General features: G+C 67.7%; 16 protein-coding genes. 6 read left to right on the forward strand and 10 right to left on the reverse strand.

Translation table 11 applies throughout. From position 1 onward, the window contains the following. Positions 1-25: 25 nt before the first annotated feature. From ACZ4WS_RS14110 to ACZ4WS_RS14120, 3 genes are all read right to left on the reverse strand, one after another. A complete protein-coding gene (locus ACZ4WS_RS14110) occupies positions 26-1,744 on the reverse strand; it encodes a protein kinase family protein (protein WP_467980215.1) in 1,719 nt (572 codons plus the stop codon). A gap of 118 nt (positions 1,745-1,862) precedes the next feature. Further along, positions 1,863-4,112, reverse strand: a complete 2,250-nt coding sequence (gene murJ, locus ACZ4WS_RS14115; protein WP_467980217.1) for a murein biosynthesis integral membrane protein MurJ — start codon at positions 4,110-4,112, stop codon at positions 1,863-1,865. A gap of 46 nt (positions 4,113-4,158) precedes the next feature. Further along, positions 4,159-6,576 (reverse strand): DUF6049 family protein, encoded by a 2,418-nt coding sequence (locus tag ACZ4WS_RS14120; protein ID WP_467980218.1) that lies wholly within the window; start codon positions 6,574-6,576, stop codon positions 4,159-4,161. A gap of 222 nt (positions 6,577-6,798) precedes the next feature. On the opposite strand from ACZ4WS_RS14120, the gene ACZ4WS_RS14125 reads away from it, so the two are divergent. Further along, positions 6,799-8,265: a CCA tRNA nucleotidyltransferase gene (locus ACZ4WS_RS14125; RefSeq protein WP_467980220.1), complete on the forward strand. Its 1,467-nt coding sequence runs from the start codon at positions 6,799-6,801 to the stop codon at positions 8,263-8,265. A gap of 103 nt (positions 8,266-8,368) precedes the next feature. On the opposite strand, the gene ACZ4WS_RS14130 is transcribed toward ACZ4WS_RS14125, so the two are convergent. From ACZ4WS_RS14130 to ACZ4WS_RS14145, 4 genes are all read right to left on the reverse strand, one after another. Then, entirely contained in the window at positions 8,369-8,869 is a 501-nt protein-coding gene (locus ACZ4WS_RS14130) for an LppU/SCO3897 family protein (protein WP_467980221.1), read from the reverse strand. A gap of 112 nt (positions 8,870-8,981) precedes the next feature. Continuing rightward, entirely contained in the window at positions 8,982-10,250 is a 1,269-nt protein-coding gene (locus ACZ4WS_RS14135) for an MFS transporter (RefSeq protein WP_467980222.1), read from the reverse strand. Between the two features lie 101 nt (positions 10,251-10,351). Beyond that, the gene (locus ACZ4WS_RS14140) at positions 10,352-11,434 is read right to left on the reverse strand and encodes an inositol-3-phosphate synthase (protein ID WP_467980224.1); all 1,083 of its coding nucleotides are present in this window, start codon (positions 11,432-11,434) and stop codon (positions 10,352-10,354) included. 44 nt (positions 11,435-11,478) lie between these two features. Next, a complete protein-coding gene (locus ACZ4WS_RS14145) occupies positions 11,479-12,162 on the reverse strand; it encodes a PadR family transcriptional regulator (RefSeq protein WP_467980226.1) in 684 nt (227 codons plus the stop codon). Between the two features lie 374 nt (positions 12,163-12,536). Between ACZ4WS_RS14145 and ACZ4WS_RS14150 the strand changes: the two genes are divergently transcribed. After that, complete coding sequence (locus ACZ4WS_RS14150; protein WP_467980227.1) at positions 12,537-15,233, forward strand: transglycosylase domain-containing protein; 2,697 nt, start codon at positions 12,537-12,539, stop codon at positions 15,231-15,233. Positions 15,234-15,351: 118 nt separating this feature from the next. Further along, positions 15,352-16,857: a glycosyltransferase family 87 protein gene (locus ACZ4WS_RS14155; protein ID WP_467980229.1), complete on the forward strand. Its 1,506-nt coding sequence runs from the start codon at positions 15,352-15,354 to the stop codon at positions 16,855-16,857. A 119-nt stretch (positions 16,858-16,976) separates the two neighbouring features. On the opposite strand, the gene ACZ4WS_RS14160 is transcribed toward ACZ4WS_RS14155, so the two are convergent. From ACZ4WS_RS14160 to ACZ4WS_RS14170, 3 genes are all read right to left on the reverse strand, one after another. Further along, positions 16,977-18,008: an alanine racemase gene (locus ACZ4WS_RS14160; protein ID WP_467980230.1), complete on the reverse strand. Its 1,032-nt coding sequence runs from the start codon at positions 18,006-18,008 to the stop codon at positions 16,977-16,979. A 128-nt stretch (positions 18,009-18,136) separates the two neighbouring features. Continuing rightward, on the reverse strand, positions 18,137-19,258 hold the full coding sequence (gene femX, locus ACZ4WS_RS14165) for a peptidoglycan bridge formation glycyltransferase FemX (RefSeq protein WP_467980232.1): 1,122 nt from the start codon (positions 19,256-19,258) through the stop codon (positions 18,137-18,139). Positions 19,259-19,426: 168 nt separating this feature from the next. Further along, positions 19,427-19,747, reverse strand: coding sequence for a hypothetical protein (locus ACZ4WS_RS14170; RefSeq protein ID WP_467980233.1), 321 nt, complete (start codon positions 19,745-19,747; stop codon positions 19,427-19,429). A 287-nt stretch (positions 19,748-20,034) separates the two neighbouring features. Between ACZ4WS_RS14170 and rpsF the strand changes: the two genes are divergently transcribed. The 3 genes from rpsF to rpsR all read left to right on the forward strand — a co-directional run bounded on the left by rpsF (position 20,035) and on the right by rpsR (position 21,300). Continuing rightward, the gene (gene rpsF / locus ACZ4WS_RS14175; RefSeq protein WP_006604399.1) at positions 20,035-20,325 is read left to right on the forward strand and encodes a 30S ribosomal protein S6; all 291 of its coding nucleotides are present in this window, start codon (positions 20,035-20,037) and stop codon (positions 20,323-20,325) included. A gap of 78 nt (positions 20,326-20,403) precedes the next feature. Beyond that, positions 20,404-21,006 (forward strand): single-stranded DNA-binding protein, encoded by a 603-nt coding sequence (locus ACZ4WS_RS14180; protein ID WP_467980235.1) that lies wholly within the window; start codon positions 20,404-20,406, stop codon positions 21,004-21,006. 57 nt (positions 21,007-21,063) lie between these two features. Then, a complete protein-coding gene (rpsR, locus tag ACZ4WS_RS14185) occupies positions 21,064-21,300 on the forward strand; it encodes a 30S ribosomal protein S18 (RefSeq protein WP_003949403.1) in 237 nt (78 codons plus the stop codon). The last annotated feature ends 3 nt before the right edge of the window (positions 21,301-21,303 follow it).

Raw genomic sequence — 21,303 nt, forward strand, 5'->3', positions numbered from 1 at the left:
ACCCCCTCCCCTTCGTCGACGAGCGTCAGCCGGTGAACTTCACGTCCGTGATGGCTTGCTTGTAGCCGGCGTAGCTGTAGTTCGCGGAGTCGTCCCCGGAGTACGGCATAGCGGTCAGCCACACCAGCACGTAGCGGCTCTTCACCGGCTTGTCGACCGTCACCTTCGCGGAGGTGACGGTCGTCGTCACCGTGCCGACCTGATTCATGGAGCTCAGCGGTGTGGACGACGTCGGTGAGTCGGTCGCATACAGCTCGACCGTTGTGTGATCGCCGCCGTATCGCAGAGCGAGGTTCGCGGTCGCCACACTCTGGGCGGACCCTAGGTCGTAGACGATGCCGACGCCGGGCTTGATCAGTATCTTCGGACCTTCCTTGTAGCTGTTGGTCCGCCAGCCCGTGGACATGCTGCTGTCGTACGTCTTGTCCACGTCGCCGGGATGCTGAGCGTCGCCCTCGGCCACGTACTCCTGGGCACCCTGAATCGCGATTGGCTTGACTGGCTTGGTCTTGTCGGTGTTCTTGTCGTTGCCGTCCGTCGTCTTGGTCTGCTGCGTGTCGTCGGACTTGCCGCGGTCCATGAGCGCGTCCGCGAGCTGCCAGCTGCCGAGACCCAACGCGGCGATGAGCAGAGCCGACACGGCCCACTTGAGGGCCTTGCCGGTACGGCTCTGCAGCGGGGGCGGCGGGGCCGGCACGGGCTGTGTGGCGCCCATCCGCGGTGCCTGGCGGCCGTACGTGCCCTGCTGGTACGTCGTGCGCTGGTACTCGGGCGGGGCGGTGAACGCCGGCTCCGGCGGGCGGATGCGGGGCATCTCGCTGATCGCCTTCACCAGCTCCTCCGGCGTGGTGCACGGAGATTCATGGCGGGAAGCCGTCGCGCCGTCATTGGCGAGAGCGCGCATGGCGAGCTCCGACAGGCCCCGGTGAACTCCGGCCCGCACCTGATCGGGAGCGATGAGACCGACGCCCTTGGGCAGCCCCGACAGACCGTACGCGTCGTTCTCGTACGGCCAGCGCTGGGTGAGCGCGGCGTACAGGAGCGCGCCGATCGCCTCGGTGTCGGTGCGCTGCGGGGTGTCGGAGCTGATGCCGCGCAGCGCGGCGTTCACGGCGAGCCCACGGATGCGCCACTGGCCGGACGAGGTGCGCAGCACGGCACCCGGGGTCAGTCGCAGATGCGCGAGGCCCTCGCGGTGCGCGGCAGCCATGGCCTGGGAGACCTGGCTGACCATCTGGTAGGCGTCGTGCACCTCCAGCGGGCCCGGGGCCAGGAGCGTGGTCAGCTCCGTGGCGTCGGGCAGCCACTCGTGCACGACATAGACGAGGTCGTTCTCCTCAACCGCGTCCAGGACCTGGACGAAGCGGGGATCGCCCAGCAGGGCGGAAGAGCGGGCCGCCGCCAGCACGGAGCGGGCCCGCGGATGACCGGCGGGCAGTAGATGCACGCCGACGGCGCGGCGGAGTTTCTCGTCCACCGCACGCCAACTACTGAAACCGTCCAGACGGGTGACGCACTCCTCGAGACGGTAGCGTCTGGCGAGCTTGTGACCGCTGTGCAGCTCGGGTGGTGAGGCCTTTCCGGGACGCTCGGTCCCGCCGCTCCCCTGTGCCTCTTCGCTCTCCGTGTCCCGCTCCCGGTTCTGGGCCACCCCGTCGGCCGTGGACTGGTCCGCCTTGGCGGTCAGCGGCTCGTCACCGCTGTTGTCTGCCACGTCGACGGCAGCTGTGCTCCGTTCCGCCACCGTCGTTCCCGCCTCCCCATCCGTTGCACGCTGTCCGACGCCGAAACCAATTGTGCCCACAGTCCGCCGCTATGCACGACACACGGCGGCGGACGATGGTTGTGCGCTTACCCCCGCCTCAGCGCCCCAGGCGCCCGCGGACCATTCCGACCATTGAGTTGAGTTCTTCGATGCGCATCTTCCGCGCGGCGATGTAGAAGACGCCGAGCAGGGCGATGCCTCCGGCGAGGAGGGCCGCCAGGGAACCCGCGACCCCCTGTCCGAGCGTGTGGCCGATGCCATAGCAGGCCGCGCCACTCAGCAGAGCGGCGGGCACCGAGGCGATACCGAGGCGGGCGTACGTCCGCAGGACGCGGGCTCCGTCCAGGTCGCCGCCCAGCCGCTTGCGCAGTCGGCTCCAGGCGACCCCGACGCCGATCGCGTAGGCGAGCCCGTAGGCGGCAGCCATGCCGACCACTGCCCAGCGGGACGGCAGCATGAAGTAGCAGAACGCCGAGGCCCCGGCATTGACGGCGGCCACGATGACCGTGTTGTAGAACGGCGTCCGGGTGTCCTCGTACGCGTAGAAGGCGCGCAGCACGACGTACTGCACGGAGTACGGGATCAGGCCGAGGCCGAACGCCATCAGCATGTAGCCCATGTTCGTGGCTTCGCTGGTGCCCGAGGAGCCGAAGATCAGGGTGCACATCGGGATGCCGAGGGCGACGAAGCCGAAGGAGACGGGCACGATCGCCACGGCCGTGGTGCGCAGGCCCTGGGAGATGTCGTCGCGGACTGCGCCCGCGTCGCCCTCGTGGGCCGAGCGGGACAGCCTAGGCAGCAGGGCGGCCATCAGGGACACGGTGATGATGGCCTGTGGCAGGCCCCAGATGAGCTGAGCGTTGGCGTAGGCCGCGAAACCGGTGCCGTCGACGGGAGAGTCCTTGCCCGCCGCGGTGGACAGCTGGGAGACGACGATCGCGCCCGCCTGGTTGGCGAGCACGAAGAGCACGGTCCACTTGGCGAGCATCGCGGCCTTGCCGAGGCCGTGACCCTTCCAGTCGAAGCGCAGCCGCAGACGGAATCCCGTCTCACGCAGGTACGGGATCATCGCGAGCGCCTGCACGACGAGGCCGAGCAGGACACCGATGCCGAGGAGCCGCTCGGCCTCCGGCGGGATGGTGGTGACCTTCATGCCGGAGGTCGCCGCGGAGCCGTACACCCAGATGAACATGCCGAGTGTGACGATGATGACGATGTTGTTGAGGACCGGGGTCCACATCATCGCGCCGAACTTGCCTCGCGCGTTGAGGATCTGGCCCATCACCACGTGGATGCCCATGAAGAAGATCGAGGGCAGGAAGTAGCGGACGAAGGTGATGCCGACCTCGTTGGCCGCCGGATCGCTGGCGACCGGATTCGACAGCAGGCGGATCAGGAGCGGCGCGGCGAAGATGCCGAGTGCGGTGAGTGCGCCGAGGGCCACCATGACGACCGTGAGCAGCCGGTTGGCGTAGGCCTCGCCGCCGTCCTCGTCCTCCTTCATGGCGCGCACGAGCTGCGGCACGAAGACGGAGTTGAGGCCGCCACCGACCGTCAGGATGTAGATCATCGTCGGCAGCTGGTACGCGACCTGGAAGGTGTCGCCGAGCAGGCCGACGCCCAGTGCGGAGACGATCAGCGCGGACCGGATGAAGCCGGTGAGCCGGGACACCAGCGTGCCTGCCGCCATCACCGCGCTCGACTTCAGCAGACCCGACGCGCGCCCGCCGGACTTCTTCGGAGCGGGCGTGGGTGCGGGCGCCGGGGGCTGCGCGGCGGCCGGGGCAGGTTCGTGGGCCGGCGACGGTACGCCGGGCGGGACGACGGGCGGACGGCCACCGCCCTGCTGCTGGTCGCGGAAGAGATGGGCGAACGCGTCGGGCTCGTGGCGTTCCTCACCGGCCTGGGTGACCAGGTCGTCGACGCCCACGTACTGCGTCGTGCGCGCGTCGTCGCCGTACGGCAGATGCCGCGTCGGACCCGCCGGCTCCGGAGCGGGCGTCTGGGCCCACACGCGCGGGTCGGGGGCGTACTGCGGCGTGGGCGGCTGGGCGTAGAGAGGCTGCTGCGGGTAGTACGTGCCGGGGGGCGGCGGGGGGTGCGCTGCACGGTCGTAGAGCGCCTCGGTCACCGGGTCCTGGGCCGAGAGGTCCTGTGCTCGGTAGGGATCCTGGGCGTAGGCGTCCTGGAAGTACATGTCCGCGGGGGGGCCCGGCGGCATCTGGCCGGGCTCGGGCGGCGGGCCCTCGGGGTAACCCTCGGGGTAGCCGGAGTTCCCCGCGCCCTGTTCCGAGTAGCCCGAGCTGCCCGCGCCCTGGCCGCGGTCACCGTCGTACGGCGCGTTCATGGTTACCCCACCTCATCGTCCCCGGGCCCACCGGCCACGACATCGCTCAACGGTCCACTCTCTCACCCGTGCCGGACGGGTCGGTGCTTTCCGGTGCGGTGTCCGGTGTCGGGTCACTCGGGTGCTCCGGGTCGTCTGCCCCGGACTCCGTGCCGGACTCCCCTTCGGGACCGTTCTCGGAGCCCTCGGTGTCCTCAGTGTCTACGGTGCCGTCGGCGTCCTTGTTCACGCTGTCGTCCTCGGGACCGTCCTCCGGCTCCTCCTCGGCCTGCCGGGCCGCCGCGCGCTTGCGCTGCGTGTACATCCGGAATCCGGCGAGCACGAGCAGCAGGACTCCGCCGCCGATGACCAGCATCACCGTGGGGGTGATCTCGGTGACCTTCACCTCGAAGGTGACGCGCGGACCGTACGCCTGGCCGTCCTCCGTGTACAGCTGCGCGACTACCTCCACCGGACCGTTGGCCTCGGCCGAGGTGGTGAACTTCACCGACTGACTGTGCTCGCCCGCGACCTTGATCGGCTGCTCGTAGTACGGACCGTCGCCGATCTTGAGGCGGTTGGGCTTCTGCGACGTGAGGCGCAGCACCAAGTGGTCGACGCCCTGTACGAGGTTGTTCTGCACGGTCACGGGGATAGTGGCGCTGCGGCCCGACAGCTTCGCGTCGGACTTGTCGATCAGTCTGACAAGACCGGTGAGGTCGTCGAGGTACGCCTCCACGCCCTTGCGGAAGGTCTCCGCCTCGGAGGCACGGCCGCGCCAGGACGTGGACATCCCCCGGTCTATGGCCCGACCGAACGGGGTGACCACACGGGACTTGTCGGTGAGGATGACCTGGAAGTTGTCGAGCTTGTTCTGCGTGTTCTGGATCTGCTCGAAGGCCGACCGCGGCAGCTCCTGCTTGCGCAGCGAGGACGGGTACGAGGACGCGGAGGGCACCTTCGTGGTGGCACCCGGGTCCGGCGTGGCCTGGGCGGCCGCGGACAGGCCCTGGGACTCCGTCCAGTTCCCGTCCTGGAGGGCCTTCAGCGCCTGTGCCATCGTCTGGGCCTGGGTCGCGGACGGCATGCGCTGCGGGGCGACCACGATGCTGCGCTGCTCGTTCGGCGTCTGCAGGTTGATCATCAGGCTCTGGGCGAGAAACTCCTGCACGGCGAGCGTGGAGTTGTCGGCCTTCGCCATGTCGCCCTGGAACGCCGTCGACAGGCGGGCGTCCGCGACCACCGCCGTCGTCCCGCCGCCGATGGGGCGGGCCGCGCTCGGCGTGTACGGCAGTCCACCCGTCTCGGGGAAGCTGTCGCTGCGGGCGATTACCTTGTCGGCGCCGGCCGAGGTGGCCACCTTGACGATCGACGGATCGACGGCGCCCTCCGCGGGCCAGGCGAACTCGGTGCTCGGCTTCACGTGAAGGATCGTGTCCACTGTGCTGGAGGCCACATCCGTGGCGTCCTTGAGGTGGCTCAGGGAACCGGTGACGTCCTTGCCGTTGTGGGCCAGCGACGCAAGGTCAGGATCGGCGAAGGGGAGGGCGACGACCTTCTTGTTCTGGACCGTCTTCTCCAGCTTGTCGAGCCAGGCTTTGGCGACCGCCTGGTTCTTCCCCGCCTTGGTGGTGCCGTTCTCGCCCTGGATCCGGTAGCTGTCCCTCATCGCGTCGACGGAGGCCAGCAGGTCAGGGTCGAGCACCCAGGTGACGTCGAGGTTGCTGCCCAGGGAGAGGAGCTGGTCCAGGCGGCCGCCCGGGGAGATCTCCTTGGCGAGGTCGTCGTTCTTGAAGACGGGTGTCTGCTGTTCGTCCGAGCCTGTCTCCGCCGTGAGGTGGACGGTGGAGATGAGCGGCCAGAGGTACGTCGTCTTCGTCTTCGTGTCCGCCGCGTCCGGCTGCCAAGGCAGGAACGTCCGCTCAATGCCCAGCACCTGGTCCCACTGCTGGGCGGCGGTCCGGCCGGTGAGCGAGACACCGAGCTGGTAGACCCCGTCGGAGCCGAGGTTCAGCTCCTTGACGGGCACCGAGATGCTGAAGTGCTGCGAGACGCCCGCGTCGAGCTTGGAGAACTTCGCGACGTACTTGCCGCCGACCTCCACGGGGTCGAGACCCACCTGGAACCCGGTGCGCTTCGCGGCGGTGTCGATCGCGGAGCGGTCGTTCAGGGACGGCCCCACGCGCACGCCCACGTGGGCGTCCGTGACCGGCTGCTTGCCGTTGTTGGTGACCGAGCCCGAGACGGTGAGCGTGTCGCCGTCCGTGGGGACGCTGGGGCTGAGGGAGTCCAGGGAGACGTCGACCGTGCTGGATCCGGTGGCATCGGTTACGGAGGTCTGCTCCGCGGCGTGCGCGGACGTGCTGACGGGCAGCTGGAGCAGCCCGGCCAGCAGCGGCGCACCGGCGAGCAGTGCGCCGCTGCGCCGGAGCCACCGGCGGGCAGGTGAGGAACTCATCCCCTGGAAGTCTGCCGCCTCGGCCACGCGCTCGCCCGTCCCTCGTCGTCGTCAGTGGTCGTCGGAATGTGCGTCCACGCATGGTAACGATGCGCGCTGAGGGGAAGTGCCGCGGTCTGCTCCACAAGATCGGGGGACTGGTCCGACTGTCCTGTATATGCACCTATTGAAGCCCCTGTAGGAAGGGGGCTCCTGTGCACGTTTTATGGAGGCGCTCGAGAGTGCCTCGGCCACGTACCCTTTTCTGTTGTGCCGAACGCCAACGAAGAGAACCCCAGTGCCCTGAGTCAGGTGCAGCGCCGCGCGGTGAGTGAACTGCTGCGGGTATCCCCTGTCGCCGACGACCTTGCCCGCCGTTTCCAGGAGGCCGGGTTCTCGCTCGCCCTGGTCGGCGGCTCGGTCCGGGACGCGCTCCTTGGCCGGCTCGGCAATGACCTGGACTTCACGACCGACGCCCGCCCCGAAGACGTGCTGAAGATCGTGCGGCCCTGGGCGGACGCCGTGTGGGAGGTCGGGATCGCCTTCGGCACGGTGGGCGCGCAGAAGGACGCTCGCGTGGGCGACGTACAGCAGTCCTTCCAGATCGAGATCACGACGTACCGCTCCGAGGCGTACGACCGGACCTCGCGCAAGCCCGAGGTGTCCTACGGCGACTCCATCGAGGAAGACCTCGTGCGCCGTGACTTCACGGTGAACGCGATGGCCGTGGCACTTCCGGAGAAGGAGTTCATCGATCCGTACGGCGGCCGGGACGACCTGGCCGCGCGTATCCTGCGCACCCCGGGCACACCTGAGGATTCCTTCTCCGACGATCCGCTGCGGATGATGCGGGCCGCGCGGTTCGCCGCGCAGCTCGACTTCGAGGTGGCCCCCGAGGTCGTCGCCGCGATGACGGACATGGCCGGGCGCATCGAGATCGTCTCCGCCGAGCGCGTGCGGGACGAGCTGAACAAGCTGATCCTGTCCACGCACCCGCGCAAGGGCCTCACGCTGCTCGTCGACACCAGGCTCGCCGACCATGTGCTGCCGGAGCTTCCCGCGCTGCGACTGGAGCGTGACGAGCACCACCGGCACAAGGACGTGTACGAGCACACGCTGATCGTCCTGGAGCGGGCGATGGCGTTGGAGGAGGACGGCCCGGACCTGATCCTCCGGCTCGCCGCGCTGCTGCACGACATCGGCAAGCCGCGGACGCGCCGTTTCGAGAAGGACGGCCGGGTGTCCTTCCATCACCACGAGGTGGTGGGCGCCAAGATGACCAAGAAGCGGATGACGGCGCTCAAGTACTCCAACGATCTTGTGAAGGATGTCTCGCGTCTGGTCGAACTTCACCTGCGCTTCCACGGGTACGGCACCGGCGAGTGGACCGACTCCGCGGTCCGCCGCTACGTACGTGACGCGGGCCCGCTTCTCGACCGTCTCCACAAGCTGACCCGCTCCGACTGCACCACGCGCAACAAGCGGAGGGCAGGGGCGCTCTCCCGCGCGTACGACGGCCTGGAGGCGCGCATCGCCCAGCTCGCGGAGCAGGAGGAGCTGGACGCGATCCGCCCCGATCTCGACGGCAACCAGATCATGGAGATCCTGGGGATCGGCCCCGGCCCGGCCATCGGCCAGGCCTACAAGTTCCTGCTGGAGCTTCGGCTGGAGAACGGGCCGATGGGGCACGATGCGGCGGTGGCGGCGCTCAAGGAGTGGTGGGCCGAGCAGGGCTGAGGCGCATGGAACGGGGTGATGTTTCACGTGAAACATCACCCCGGGCGACACGAAGGGGCGGTGTTTCACGTGAAACACCGCCCCTCGCGCGTGAGCGAAGCTCTTACTTGGCGGAGTACTCCGACAGGCAGAGGGTGAAGTCGTTCTTGCCGCTCTGGGTGTACTCGGCGTACTTGGTGCGGTCGCAGCCGGAGTCGTCTGTCTTCTTCTGCGCGACCTTGTACTTGGCCTTGGAGCTGCTGCAGTCCACGACCTCGAGGCCCGGGTCGGTGGCGCTGTCCGGGTTGCTGATGCTCATGCAGTCGCCGACCTTGGCGGTGTCGGCGTCGTCACGGCTCGCTATGTAGCCAACGCCGGCCGCTATGAGGCCACAGACGACGATCGCGATGCGCAGGTACTGCTTGATGCTGCGCTTCGGCCGCTGCGGCGGGACCGGGGCGTACGGGGCGGCGCCCTGCTGCGGGAAGCCGGGCTGGCCGGGCTGCTGGGGATAGCCCGGCTGCTGCGGGTAACCCTGCGGCGGCTGCTGGCCGTACGGGGCCTGACCCTGGGGCGGCTGGCCCTGGGCGAACGGGTTCTGGCCCTGGGGCGGCGGAGTGGTCACTTGGGGGTCCCCCTGGAACGTAGACGTGTGACGTGGATAAGACGCACGTAAGTTATCGGGACCCAGTGACAACGCAGTAGTCCAGAGGGGCTCTGTGGCTCTCATGTGACACTTACTGCAGTTCAAAGCGGGCCATAGCGGCAGCAATTGCTGCGTAGAGCGCCGACACGGTGACGACCAGGGAAACCGAGCGTCCGTCAGAAGGCAGTATCAGAGCGGCTACTGCGGCCGCGCCGACGAAGGCGACGTTGAACAGCACGTCGTAAACGGAGAAGATCCGGCCGCGGAAGCCGTCATCGACCGAGGACTGCACGATCGTGTCCGTGGCGATCTTCGCGCCTTGTGTGGTCAGGCCCAGGACGAAGGCGGCGGCCAGCATGGCAGCGGGGGCGAACGGGAGGCCGAGCGCGGGCTCCAGGACCGCGGCCGCGCCGGCGCACATGACGATCCAGCCACCGGGGCCCAGCCGCCCCACCGCCCAGGGCGTCACCACGGCCGCGATGAAGAAGCCCGCCCCGGAGATGCCCACGGCCAGCCCCAGCAGCGCGAGCCCGTTGTCCGAGCCGGACGCGGGTACCCAGGCGTACCGGCAGAGCATCATCACCATGACGGTCAGGGCGCCGTAGCAGAAGCGCATCAGCGTCATCGCCATGAGTGCCCAGGCCGCCTCCCGCCGTGCGGGCTCGGCAAGATGGCGTACGCCCGCCGCCAGGCCACGTGCGGTGCCGACGAGCGCCGCGGCCAGGTGTGGACGTGCCAACTCTTGGTCAGGGCCAAGCAGTTCCGGGGCGATGCGCAGGGAGGCAAGCGCCGCACACACATACAGCGCCGCGCCGAACAGCACGACCGCGGCATCGGAATCGGCGACCAACAGGCGGACGGCGAAGGCGAGTCCGCCACCCGCGGTCGCGGCCAGTGTCCCGGCCGTCGGAGACAGGGAGTTGGCCATCACCAGGCGCTCGGAGTCGACCACCCGGGGCAGGGCGGCGGACAACCCAGCCAGGATGAACCGGTTGACCGCGGTGACGCACAGCGCGGACGCGTAGAAGAGCCAGTCGGGGACATGGCTCAGCATCAGGATGGCCGTCACGCACGCCAGAGCAGCCCGCAGCAGGTTGCCGTACAGGAAGACCTGGCGGCGCCGCCAGCGGTCCAGCAGGACGCCCGCGAAGGGGCCGATGAGGGAGTACGGGAGCAGCAGTACCGCCATGGCGGAGGCGATCGCGGCCGCCGAGGTCTGCTTCTCCGGTGAGAAGACGACGTATGCGGCGAGCGCGACCTGGTAGACGCCGTCGGCGCCCTGGGACAGCAGCCGCACGCCGAGCAGGCGTCTGAAGCCCTGGAAGCGCAGGAGTACGCGCAGGTCACGTACGACAGCCATGGGGCACAGCCTCACATACGTTGAGGGTCCCCGGGCGGAATGCCCGGGGACCCTCAACAACGCTCACAGAGTGGTGCTTTTACGCACCGCTCCTGGTCTCGCTAGCGCTCGACCTCGCCCTTGATGAACTTCTCGACGTTGGCGAAGGCCTCGTCGTCGAAGTACTGGACCGGCGGGGACTTCATGAAGTAGCTCGACGCGGAGAGGATCGGGCCGCCGATGCCGCGGTCCTTGGCGATCTTCGCGGCGCGCAGGGCGTCGATGATGACACCCGCGGAGTTCGGGGAGTCCCAGACCTCGAGCTTGTACTCCAGGTTCAGCGGGACGTCGCCGAAGGCACGGCCCTCGAGGCGGACGTACGCCCACTTGCGGTCGTCGAGCCAGGCCACGTAGTCCGACGGACCGATGTGGACGTTCTTCTCGCCCAGGTCGCGGTCGGGGATCTGCGAGGTGACGGCCTGCGTCTTCGAGATCTTCTTGGACTCGAGGCGGTCGCGCTCCAGCATGTTCTTGAAGTCCATGTTGCCGCCGACGTTGAGCTGCATGGTGCGCTCAAGACGGACACCGCGGTCCTCGAACAGCTTCGCCATCACACGGTGCGTGATGGTCGCGCCGACCTGCGACTTGATGTCGTCGCCGACGATCGGGACGCCGGCCTCGGTGAACTTGTCCGCCCACTCCTTGGTGCCGGCGATGAAGACCGGGAGGGCGTTGACGAAGGCGACCTTGGCGTCGATGGCGCACTGGGCGTAGAACTTCGCCGCGTCCTCGGAACCGACGGGCAGGTAGCAGACGAGGACGTCGACCTGCTTGTCCTTGAGGATCTGGACGACGTCGACCGGCTCCTCGGCGGACTCCTCGATGGTCATGCGGTAGTACTTGCCGAGACCGTCGAGGGTGTGGCCGCGCTGGACCGTGACGCCCTTGTTCGGGACGTCGCAGATCTTGATGGTGTTGTTCTCGCTGGCACCGATGGCGTCGGAGAGGTCGAGGCCGACCTTCTTCGCGTCGACGTCGAAGGCGGCGACGAACTCGACGTCACCGACGTGGTACTCGCCGAACTGGACGTGCATCAGGCCGGGCACCTTGGCCGCCGGGTCGGCGTCCTTGTAGTACTCGACGCCCTGCACCAGCGAGGCGGCGCAGTTGCCCACGCCGACAATGGCTACGCGAACCGAACCCATTCCGATTGCTCCCTGTATGTACTCGGTGAAACCCCGAACGGGTCTCACGTGGTGGTGTCGTCGGACGGATCCGGCCGGGTGCTGTCCCGGTGCCGGGGCAGGCCGCCCGTCTCTCCAGATGTGTTGTCCTGCTGAGCGGAGCCTTCGGTGGCGGAACGCTTCTGGTCCCGCCCCGCTCGCTCGCTCTCGATGAGCTCGTTCAGCCAGCGCACTTCGCGCTCCACGGACTCCATTCCGTGGCGCTGGAGCTCAAGTGTGTAGTCGTCGAGGCGCTCCCGGGTGCGCGCCAGCGAGGCGCGCATCTTCTCCAGGCGCTCCTCGAGACGGCTGCGGCGGCCCTCCAGTACGCGCATGCGTACGTCGCGTGACGTCTGCCCGAAGAAGGCGAAGCGAGCGGCGAAGTGCTCGTCCTCGTACGCGTCGGGGCCCGTCTGCGAGAGCAGCTCCTCGAAGTGCTCTTTGCCTTCCGCCGTCAACCGATAGACGATCTTGGCGCGACGCCCCGCGAGTGGTGCGGCGAGGGCGTCCTCGGGTGTGGCCCCCGACTCCTCGATCAACCAGCCGTTGGCGACCAGCGTCTTGAGGCAGGGGTAGAGCGTCCCGTAGCTGAAGGCACGGAACACACCCAGTGACGTATTGAGTCGTTTGCGCAGCTCATAGCCGTGCATCGGAGACTCGCGGAGCAGGCCGAGTACGGCGAACTCGAGGATCCCGGAACGCCGGCTCATGGTCGCCTCCTCCCTGTCGCTGTCTCGTCGGCACGGTCTTTATGTCGTGCTGATGTATCGAGTCGATACATCAGCACGATAGAACGGCCATCCGGCTGCGACAAGAGGGGTCACGGTGAACGGCGTCACATCACCGATTCATACGAAGCGAGTTGCCTGATTTGGGGTGAACTTCGGTGCTAGGCGGGTTTTGACGGTGCGTAGTCTGTGCGCCATGCACACCACCGGGAACCGAGTGACGCCTGAGGGCGTCATGGTCCCTGGTGCAGTACGGGTGAATGCGAATACGACCGCATCCGTACTTCGGGGGGACCGGAAACCAGCCGCCGTTTCGAGGCGCGCAAGGGTGCGCCTGCCCGAGGAGTAATCGTTCGATGAGCGAGCACCGTCGCAAACTGCCGCAGCCGCAGGAAGGCGGACGTGCCGCGGCCCGACGCGGCCAGTCCGGCTCGTCCTCCGGCCGCCGCGCGGCACCGCGAGGCGCCACCGGGTCTCCTTCCGACCCCTATGGGTCGGGAGGTGAGGAGCGCCCGTACAGCGGCCGTGCCGAGGCCCGGCGGGCGGCACAGAGAAGTAGTGGCGGCGGCCGGCGCAGAGCGGCCGACGGCGCGGGACACGGCGGCCCCGGAGGCGGTGGCCGACGCGGTGGTCCCGGCGGCCCGAACGGACCCGGGCGTGGCCGAGGCCGCGGTTCCGGGCCTGCCAAGAAGCGGATCATCGACTACCCGCGCGCGGGTAAGTACGGCGCGGCGCGCTGGGTCCCGTCCTGGAAACTGGTGACGGGCACGTTCATCGGCTTCTTCGGCACGCTCGTGACGGTCGCGGGTGTCGCGTACGCGATGGTGGGCGTCCCGAACGTCGCGAAAACCGCCACGGCGCAGAACAACGTGTACTACTGGGACGACGGCAGCCAGATGGTCGCCACCGGTGGTGAGACGAACCGCCAGATCATCAGCTACGCACAGATCCCCAAGGAGATGCGGTACGCGGTCATGTCGGCCGAGAACAAGACGTTCGAGACCGACAGCGGCGTCGACCCGATGGGTATCGCCCGCGCCTTCGTCAACATGGCCAAGGGCGGCCAGACGCAGGGCGGCTCCACCATCACCCAGCAGTACGTGAAGAACGCGATGCTGGATGACCAGTCGCAGACGGTCTCCCGGAAGTTCAAGGAGCTGTTCGTCTCCATAAAGGTCGGCGCCTCGGTCCCCAAAGAGCAGATCATGGCCGGCTACCTGAACTCCGCGTACTACGGGCGCAACGCGTACGGCATCCAGGCGGCAGCGCGCGCCTACTTCAACGAGGACGCCACGAAGCTGAACCCGAGCCAGTGCGCCTTTCTGGCGGCGGCACTCAAGGGCGCCACGTACTACGACCCCGCGGGTGCCGTGTCGATCGACCCGGCCGCCACGCCTCAGGCCAACCGCAAGCGCGCCGAGGCCCGGTGGAAGTGGATCCTCGACGAAGAGGTCAAGGACAAGCGCCTGACCGCCGCACAGCGGAACCAGTACACCAAGTTCCCCAAGATCCAGAGCCCGCGGTCCAACGCTGAGCTGAGCGGACAGATCGGCTACCTCGTCGACCTGGCCAAGTCGTACCTCATCAACAACAGCGAGACGACCGGGATCACCGCGGACAAGCTCCAGCAGGGTGGCTACGAGATACACACGACCTTCAACAAGAAGAAGGTCAACGCGCTCGAAGCCGCGGTGAAGGAAGTCCGCAAGAAGAACATCGACGCCAAGGCGCGCCCGAAGACGGACACGTACGTCCAGTTCGGTGGAGCCTCCGTGGACCCGGCCACCGGAGCGATCCAGGCCATCTACGGCGGTGAGGACGCGACCAAGCACTTCACCGACAACGCCGACCAGACCGGTGCCCAGGTGGGTTCGACGTTCAAGCCGTTCGTGCTGGCGGCCGCCATGTCATGGGGTGTGCGGGATCCCAACGGCGACCCGGTCCAGGCGCAGGACGAGCGCACCGTCGTCTCTCCGAAGAGCCTCTACAGCGGCAAGAACAAGCTGAAGATCAAGGACTACGACCACACCGTCTGGACGAACAAGGAGGGCAAGGAGTGGCTTCAGCAGAACGACGGCAATCAGTCGTACAACCCGCCGAGCTACAACATTGACCTCCGTGAGGCGATGCGCGAGTCCGTCAACTCCGCTTATGTCCAGCTGGGCATGGACGTGGGCCTGGACAAGGTCAAGGAGGCCGCTCTGGACGCGGGCATCCTGAAGACCAGCCTGGCCGATGCCAACTATCCGTCCTTCTCCCTGGGCACGTCCGACCCGAGCGCCATCCGGATGGCTGGTGCGTACGCCACCTTCGCGGCCAGCGGTCAGCAGCACGATCCGTACTCGGTCGACAAGGTCACCGACAAGAACGGCACGGTCTTCCAGCATAAAAACAAGGCTGCGCAGGCCTTCACCTCGGACGTCGCCGACAACGTCACCGACGTCCTGAAGACGGTCGTCGAGAAGGGCACCGGCACCGCCGCCCAGCTGACCGGCCGCGAGGTGGCCGGCAAGACCGGCACCACTGACGGCAACAAGTCCGCATGGTTCGTCGGATACACCCCGCAGTTGTCGACCGCGATCGGCATGTACCGCATGGACGACAACGAGACCAGCAAGAATCGCGAGTTCCTGCAGATGTACGGAACGGGCGGCCAGAAGAAGATCCATGGTGCTTCGTTCCCGGCCCAGATCTGGCACGACTACATGGAGCAGGCGCTCAAGGGCAAGAAGGCGGTGGCCTTCCCGAAGCCCGTGGACATCGGCGAGGTCCTCAACGACACTCCGAGCCCGACCGTGACCCCCTCGGCCACCGAGAGCGCGGTGGAGAGTCCGACTCCGACTCCGACGCCGAGTGAGTCCTTGACGTCTCCGTCGCCCTCGACGAGCGACACCTGCGGCAACTTCGGATGGAACTGCAGCGATAGCGGTGGGACCAGCACCGGCGGTACGGACGGAGGAGTGACCTCCACACCGACGGAGACCACCAGTACCGGGACCTCCAAAGGCAATGCCAACGGCAACGGAGGAATCTTCGGAGGACCGAACGGATAGCCGCCTCCGTGTGTGTTTCACGTGAAACACACCGTTTCACGTGAAACAAGGGCCGCCGCACCGATCAGGTGCGGCGGCCCTCGGCGTATTCCTAGGTGCGTACGGCAGGATGTGCGGCATGCCCAGTGCAGAGACGACGCGAGTGAGCGTGCACGAGCCGGAGCTGGTACGGCCGACCAAGGATGACGAGGTCGCCGCGACCGGCAGTGAGCTGATCGGCGGCCCCATCGGACGACGGGCCCTGCTCGGGACGTCCTGGTGGACCCCGGTGCGGGTCATTGCCCTCGTTGCGATCGGCATGTTCGCTCTCGGCATGGTGCAGAAGCTGCCGTGCTACGACGGAGGCTGGTTCTTCGGCGCCAGCTCGCAGTACACGCACGCGTGCTACTCGGACATTCCGCACCTCTACCAGGGGCGCGGCTTCGCCGACGGTCTCGTGCCGTACTTCGACAAGATCCCCGGCGATATGGACTACCTCGAGTACCCGGTGCTGACCGGTGTGTTCATGGAGGTCGCGGCCTGGCTCACTCCGGGCAGCGGGAGCATCCAGGTCCAGGAGCAGATCTACTGGTTCGTCAACGCCGGGATGCTGATGGTGTGCGCGGCGGTCATCGCCGTATGCACCGCGCGCACCCATCGTCGACGCCCCTGGGACGGTCTCCTGGTCGCCCTCGCGCCCGCCTTTGCGCTCACGGCCACCATCAACTGGGATCTCCTCGCTGTGGCCCTGCTGGCCGCCGCGATGCTCATGTGGTCGCGGGGCCGCGTTCTGGCGTTCGGCGTGTTGATCGGGCTCGCCACGGCCGCCAAGTTCTACCCGTTCCTGGTGCTCGGACCGCTCTTCCTGTTGTGCTGGCGGGCAGGCAAGTGGCGCGAGTTCGGGACCGCGCTCCTCGGCGCGGTCGGAGCCTGGCTCGTCGTGAACCTTCCGGTGATGTACCTCGCCCCGGAAGGCTGGGCGAAGTTCTACAGCTTCAGCCACGACCGCGGTGTCGACTTCGGTTCGGTCTTCCTGTTCATCTCGCAGTGGTGGAAGATCACGATCACCTTCGACGCGGCGAATACGTGGGCGCTGATCATGATGCTGATCGCCTGCGTGGGCCTGACCGCGCTCACGCTCACCGCCCCGCGTCGCCCCCGCTTCGCCCAGCTCGCCTTCCTGATCGTCGCGGCCTTCATCCTCACCAACAAGGTCTACTCGCCCCAGTACGTGCTGTGGCTGGTCCCCCTCGCCGCGCTGGCCCGGCCGCGCTGGCGGGACTTCCTGATCTGGCAGGCCTGCGAAGTCGCGTACTTCCTGGGGATCTGGATGTACCTCGCGTACACGACCAGCGGGGACGCCCACAAGGGCCTGCCGACCGACGGATACCAAATCGCCATCGCCGTCCACCTGCTGGGGACGCTGTACCTGTGTGCGGTGGTCGTCCGCGACATCTTCATGCCGGAGCGGGACGTGGTGCGCCGGGCCGGTGACGACGATCCGTCGGGCGGTGTGCTGGACGGTGCGCAGGACGTCTTCGTGCTCGGGGCCGCGGCCCATCCGCCGCGGCACGCGGCGCACTTCGACGGGCCGCAGGTGGAGTGGGGCAGCCGGAGCGCGACGGCCGGTGACAGTTCGCCCTGAGCGAACAGGGTGCAGGCAAGCCACGCAAAAGGCCGTACACGGTGTCCGTGTACGGCCTTTCGGCTGGGTCCGAGCGAAGCCGGTGCTTCGGCTGTGCCTGAACCGGCAGTGGGCTGGGATCAGCGCTCGACGATGCGGTCGAACTGCGTGGTCGTGTGCCGCAGATGGGCCACCAGTTCGTCGCCGACCTTCGGCTCCGTGGCGTCCGAGGGCACGAAGAGGATCGAGACCTGCATGTGCGGAGGCTCCGCGAACCAGCGCTGCTTGCCGGCCCACACGAACGGCGAAAGGTTCCGGTTGACCGTCGCGAGGCCGGCACGGGCGACGCCCTTGGCGCGCGGCATGACGCCGTGCAGCGCCTTCGGGGCCTCCAGGCCCACTCCGTGCGACGTACCGCCCGCCACGACGACGAGCCAGCCGTCGGAGGCCGTCTTCTGCTGCCGGTAGCCGAAGCGGTCGCCCTTGGAGACGCGCGTGACGTCCAGGACGGCCCCGCGGTACTCGGTCGCCTCGTGGTCCCCCAGCCACAGCCGCGTGCCGATGCGGGCGCGGAAGTGGGTCTGCGGGAACTGCTGCTGAAGACGGGCGAGTTCCTCGGCCTTGAGGTGGCTGACGAACATCGTGTGCAGCGGCAGACGGGCCGCGCGTAGACGGTCCATCCAGCCGATGACCTCCTCGACGGCGTCAGAGCCGTCGGTGCGGTCCAGCGGCAGATGGATGGCGAAGCCCTCCAGCCGGATGTTCTCTATGGCGGAGTGCAGGTGGGGTAGATCCTGCTCGCTCACGCCGTGCCGTTTCATCGAGGACATGACCTCGATGACGACACGGGCGCCCACAAGGCCGTACACGCCGTCGATGGACGACACGGAGCGGATGACGCGGTCGGGCAGCGGCACGGGCTCCTCGCCCCGCCTGAACGGCGTCAGGACCAGCAGGTCGCCGCCGAACCAGTCCTTGATCCGGGCGGCTTCGTACGTGGTGCCGACGGCGAGGACGTCCGAACCCAGGCGGGTGGCCTCGTCCGCGAGGCGCTCGTGGCCGAAGCCGTACCCGTTCCCCTTGCACACGGGGACGAGCCCGGGGAACTGCTCCTGCACGTGCTTGTGGTGTGCCCGCCAGCGCGCGGTGTCGACGTAGAGCGTGAGCGCCATGGCCGGTCCCGGAACCTTTCTCGTGGCTGCGGTGTATCAGAACTATGAAGGGAAATTGTGGCGGATCCGCCGGACCGACGGGGCGACGCCGGGCCGGATCAGAGGCTCGACATGCGGTTCGGGCTGGCTCAGCGGCGCGACATGTAGATGTCGAGTGCCTTGTGGAGCAGCTTGTTGAGCGGGAAGTCCCATTCGCCGAGGTATTCCGCGGCCTGCCCGCCCGTGCCCACCTTGAACTGGATCAGGCCGAAGAGGTGGTCGGTCTCGTCCAGCGAGTCGGAGATGCCGCGCAGGTCGTAGACGGTCGCACCGAGGGCGTACGAGTCGCGCAGCATCCGCCACTGCATCGCGTTCGAGGGCCGGAACTCCCGCCCGATGTTGTCCGAGGCACCGTACGAGTACCAGACGTGCCCGCCGACGACCAGCATGGTCGCGGCGGACAGGTTCACGCCGTCGCGCCGGGCGAAGTAGAGCCGCATCCGGTTGGGGTCCTCGGTGTTGAGGGCCGTCCACATGCGCTGGAAGTACGACAGCGGGCGGGGCCGGAAGTGATCGCGGATCGCCGTGATCTCGTACAGCCGCTGCCATTCCTCGAGGTCCTGGTAGCCGCCCTGGACGACCTCGACGCCCTCCTTCTCGGCCTTCTTGATGTTGCGGCGCCACAGCTGGTTGAAGTTCTTGTGGACCTCTTCCAGGGACCGGTTGGCCAGCGGCACCTGGAAGACGTAGCGCGGCTGGACGTCGCCGAAGCCTGCGCCGCCGTCCTCGCCCTGCTGCCAGCCCATGCGGCGCAGCTTGTCGGCGACCTCGAAGGCACGGGGCTCGATGAAGTCCGCCTCGATGTCGCGCAGGCGCTTCACATCCGGGTTCTGGATACCGCCCTTGATGGAGGCGGCCTCCCAGCGCCGGATGATCACCGGCGGGCCCATCTTCACGGAGAAGGCGCCCTGCTGCTTGAGGTGCGCGAGCATCGGCTGCAGCCAGTCGTCGAGGTTCGGGGCGAACCAGTTGATGACCGGGCCCTCGGGCAGATAGGCGAGATAGCGCTTGATCTTGGGCAGCTGGCGGTACAGCACCAGGCCCGCGCCGACCATCTCGCCGGTCTTGTCGTCGAACCAGCCGAGGTTCTCGGAGCGCCACTCCGCCTTGACATCTGCCCAGGCCGGGACCTGCATGTGGCTCGCCGCGGGCAGGCTCTGGATGTACGCCAGATGCTGCTCTCGGCTGATGGTCCTCAGGGTCAGGCTCATTCGGGGCGCTCCTCGGGCTGGTGTGTCCCCATGGGTACAGGGGCTCCGGCTCTCGCGCCGAAGCCTACTGCGCCCTGGGAGCGCCTCGAATGGCCGTATGGAACCTGCGCCCCGACCCGATACGTGGCCAGGACGTCCTGAGGTGTTTTTCGGCTGTTGGGCGGCCCGTCAGCCGATGATGCCGCCGAAGAGGCCGCCGTGCGCCATGCCGAGGAAGAAGCCGATGGCCGAGGCACCAAGACCCAGGATCAGCCCGAAGCGCTCCCGGGTCGTCACCGAGATGAACTGTCCGCCGGCACCGGTGAAGATGCCCAGCAGTCCTGTCCAGGAGCTGATCAGATGCAGACTGTCGAACTGCGCGGTGATGAAGGCCGTCGCCCCGAGCACCAGGGTCACCGCGAGCAGCGTGTCCTGGAGTGGATGCGGTTTGTGGTCGGTGGCGAGTAGAGAGCCGGAGCCGACGGTGTTGGGTCGCAATGTCTGTGCCATAGGGCACCTCCTGCGGAAGGCGGCGCATCGTAGCGCCATACACACCCGATGTGTACAGATTGACGGTCAACCCGGTCGGATTTCAACCGGAAGCCGGTGTGCAGGTAGTCTGTACCCTCTGCACCGGTGTCTGCCCAGGCGAAAGCCAGGTCACGACAGGGAATCCCGCTCGGTATCTCCGACGGGGAACTCGATTGTCAGTGGCGGCCGATACCGTTGCGTACGCATCACAACCCTCCTGCCACGGAACGACCGTGGCCGCTGAGTCCAAAGGAGGTGGGTTCCACATGCGTCACTACGAAGTGATGGTCATCCTCGACCCCGATCTCGAAGAGCGCGCTGTCTCCCCGCTGATCGAGAACTTCCTCTCCGTCGTCCGTGAGGGCAACGGAAAGGTCGAGAAGGTCGACACCTGGGGCCGTCGTCGTCTGTCCTACGAGATCAAGAAGAAGCCTGAGGGCATCTACTCGGTCATCGACCTTCAGGCCGAGCCTGCGGTCGTCAAGGAGCTCGACCGACAGATGAACCTGAACGAGTCGGTCCTCCGGACCAAGGTCCTCCGTCCCGAGACCCACTGAGCTCTCCAGCTCAGCTGATCTCGGGCATCGAGTAGCAGCACTAAGCAGCCAGCAGCAAACCCGCCGAGAGGTACCCCCATGGCAGGCGAGACCGTCATCACGGTCGTCGGCAATCTTGTCGACGACCCCGAGCTGCGCTTCACCCCTTCCGGTGCGGCGGTCGCGAAGTTCCGTGTCGCGTCCACCCCCCGGACCTTCGACCGTCAGACCAATGAGTGGAAGGACGGCGAGAGCCTGTTCCTGACCTGCTCGGTCTGGCGTCAGGCGGCGGAGAACGTCGCCGAGTCGCTCCAGCGAGGCATGCGCGTCATTGTGCAGGGCCGGCTGAAGCAGCGGTCCTACGAGGACCGTGAGGGCGTCAAGCGCACGGTCTACGAGCTGGACGTCGAGGAAGTCGGCGCCAGCCTGAAGAACGCCACGGCCAAGGTCACCAAGACCACCGGTCGAGGCGGCCAGGGCGGTTACGGCGGCGGCGGTGGCGGCGGCCAGCAGGGCGGCGGCTGGGGCGGTGGCTCCGGCGGCGGTCAGCAGCAGGGTGGCGGCGCTCCCGCCGACGACCCCTGGGCGACCAGCGCTCCTGCCGGCGGTGGCAACCAGGGCGGCGGCGGTGGCGGCTGGGGTGGAAACTCCGGCGGCTCCGGCGGCTCCGGCGGCGGCTACTCGGACGAGCCCCCCTTCTAGGCCCTCGGGCCGAGGGTGGGCCGTACCCCCACTTCTTGATCACACAGGAGAAACACCATGGCGAAGCCGCCTGTGCGCAAGCCTAAGAAGAAGGTCTGCGCTTTCTGCAAGGACAAGGTCACGTACGTGGACTACAAGGACACGAACATGCTGCGGAAGTTCATTTCCGACCGCGGCAAGATCCGTGCCCGCCGCGTGACCGGCAACTGCACGCAGCACCAGCGTGACGTCGCCACGGCCGTGAAGAACAGCCGTGAGATGGCGCTGCTGCCCTACACCTCCACCGCGCGATAAGGG

The organism is Streptomyces sp. NPDC029292, from assembly GCF_055569295.1.

Excerpts from the sequence above, each read along its gene's own strand:
- murJ (WP_467980217.1), bottom strand. The coding sequence starts at position 4,112 with ATGAACGCGCCGTACGACGGTGACCGCGGCCAGGGCGCGGGCAGCTCG.
- ACZ4WS_RS14135 (WP_467980222.1), bottom strand. The coding sequence starts at position 10,250 with ATGGCTGTCGTACGTGACCTGCGCGTACTCCTGCGCTTCCAGGGCTTC.
- ACZ4WS_RS14140 (WP_467980224.1), bottom strand. The coding sequence starts at position 11,434 with ATGGGTTCGGTTCGCGTAGCCATTGTCGGCGTGGGCAACTGCGCCGCC.
- ACZ4WS_RS14145 (WP_467980226.1), bottom strand. The coding sequence starts at position 12,162 with ATGAGCCGGCGTTCCGGGATCCTCGAGTTCGCCGTACTCGGCCTGCTC.
- ACZ4WS_RS14150 (WP_467980227.1), top strand. The coding sequence starts at position 12,537 with ATGAGCGAGCACCGTCGCAAACTGCCGCAGCCGCAGGAAGGCGGACGT.
- ACZ4WS_RS14155 (WP_467980229.1), top strand. The coding sequence starts at position 15,352 with ATGCCCAGTGCAGAGACGACGCGAGTGAGCGTGCACGAGCCGGAGCTG.
- ACZ4WS_RS14160 (WP_467980230.1), bottom strand. The coding sequence starts at position 18,008 with ATGGCGCTCACGCTCTACGTCGACACCGCGCGCTGGCGGGCACACCAC.
- femX (WP_467980232.1), bottom strand. The coding sequence starts at position 19,258 with ATGAGCCTGACCCTGAGGACCATCAGCCGAGAGCAGCATCTGGCGTAC.
- ACZ4WS_RS14170 (WP_467980233.1), bottom strand. The coding sequence starts at position 19,747 with ATGGCACAGACATTGCGACCCAACACCGTCGGCTCCGGCTCTCTACTC.
- rpsF (WP_006604399.1), top strand. The coding sequence starts at position 20,035 with ATGCGTCACTACGAAGTGATGGTCATCCTCGACCCCGATCTCGAAGAG.
- ACZ4WS_RS14180 (WP_467980235.1), top strand. The coding sequence starts at position 20,404 with ATGGCAGGCGAGACCGTCATCACGGTCGTCGGCAATCTTGTCGACGAC.
- rpsR (WP_003949403.1), top strand. The coding sequence starts at position 21,064 with ATGGCGAAGCCGCCTGTGCGCAAGCCTAAGAAGAAGGTCTGCGCTTTC.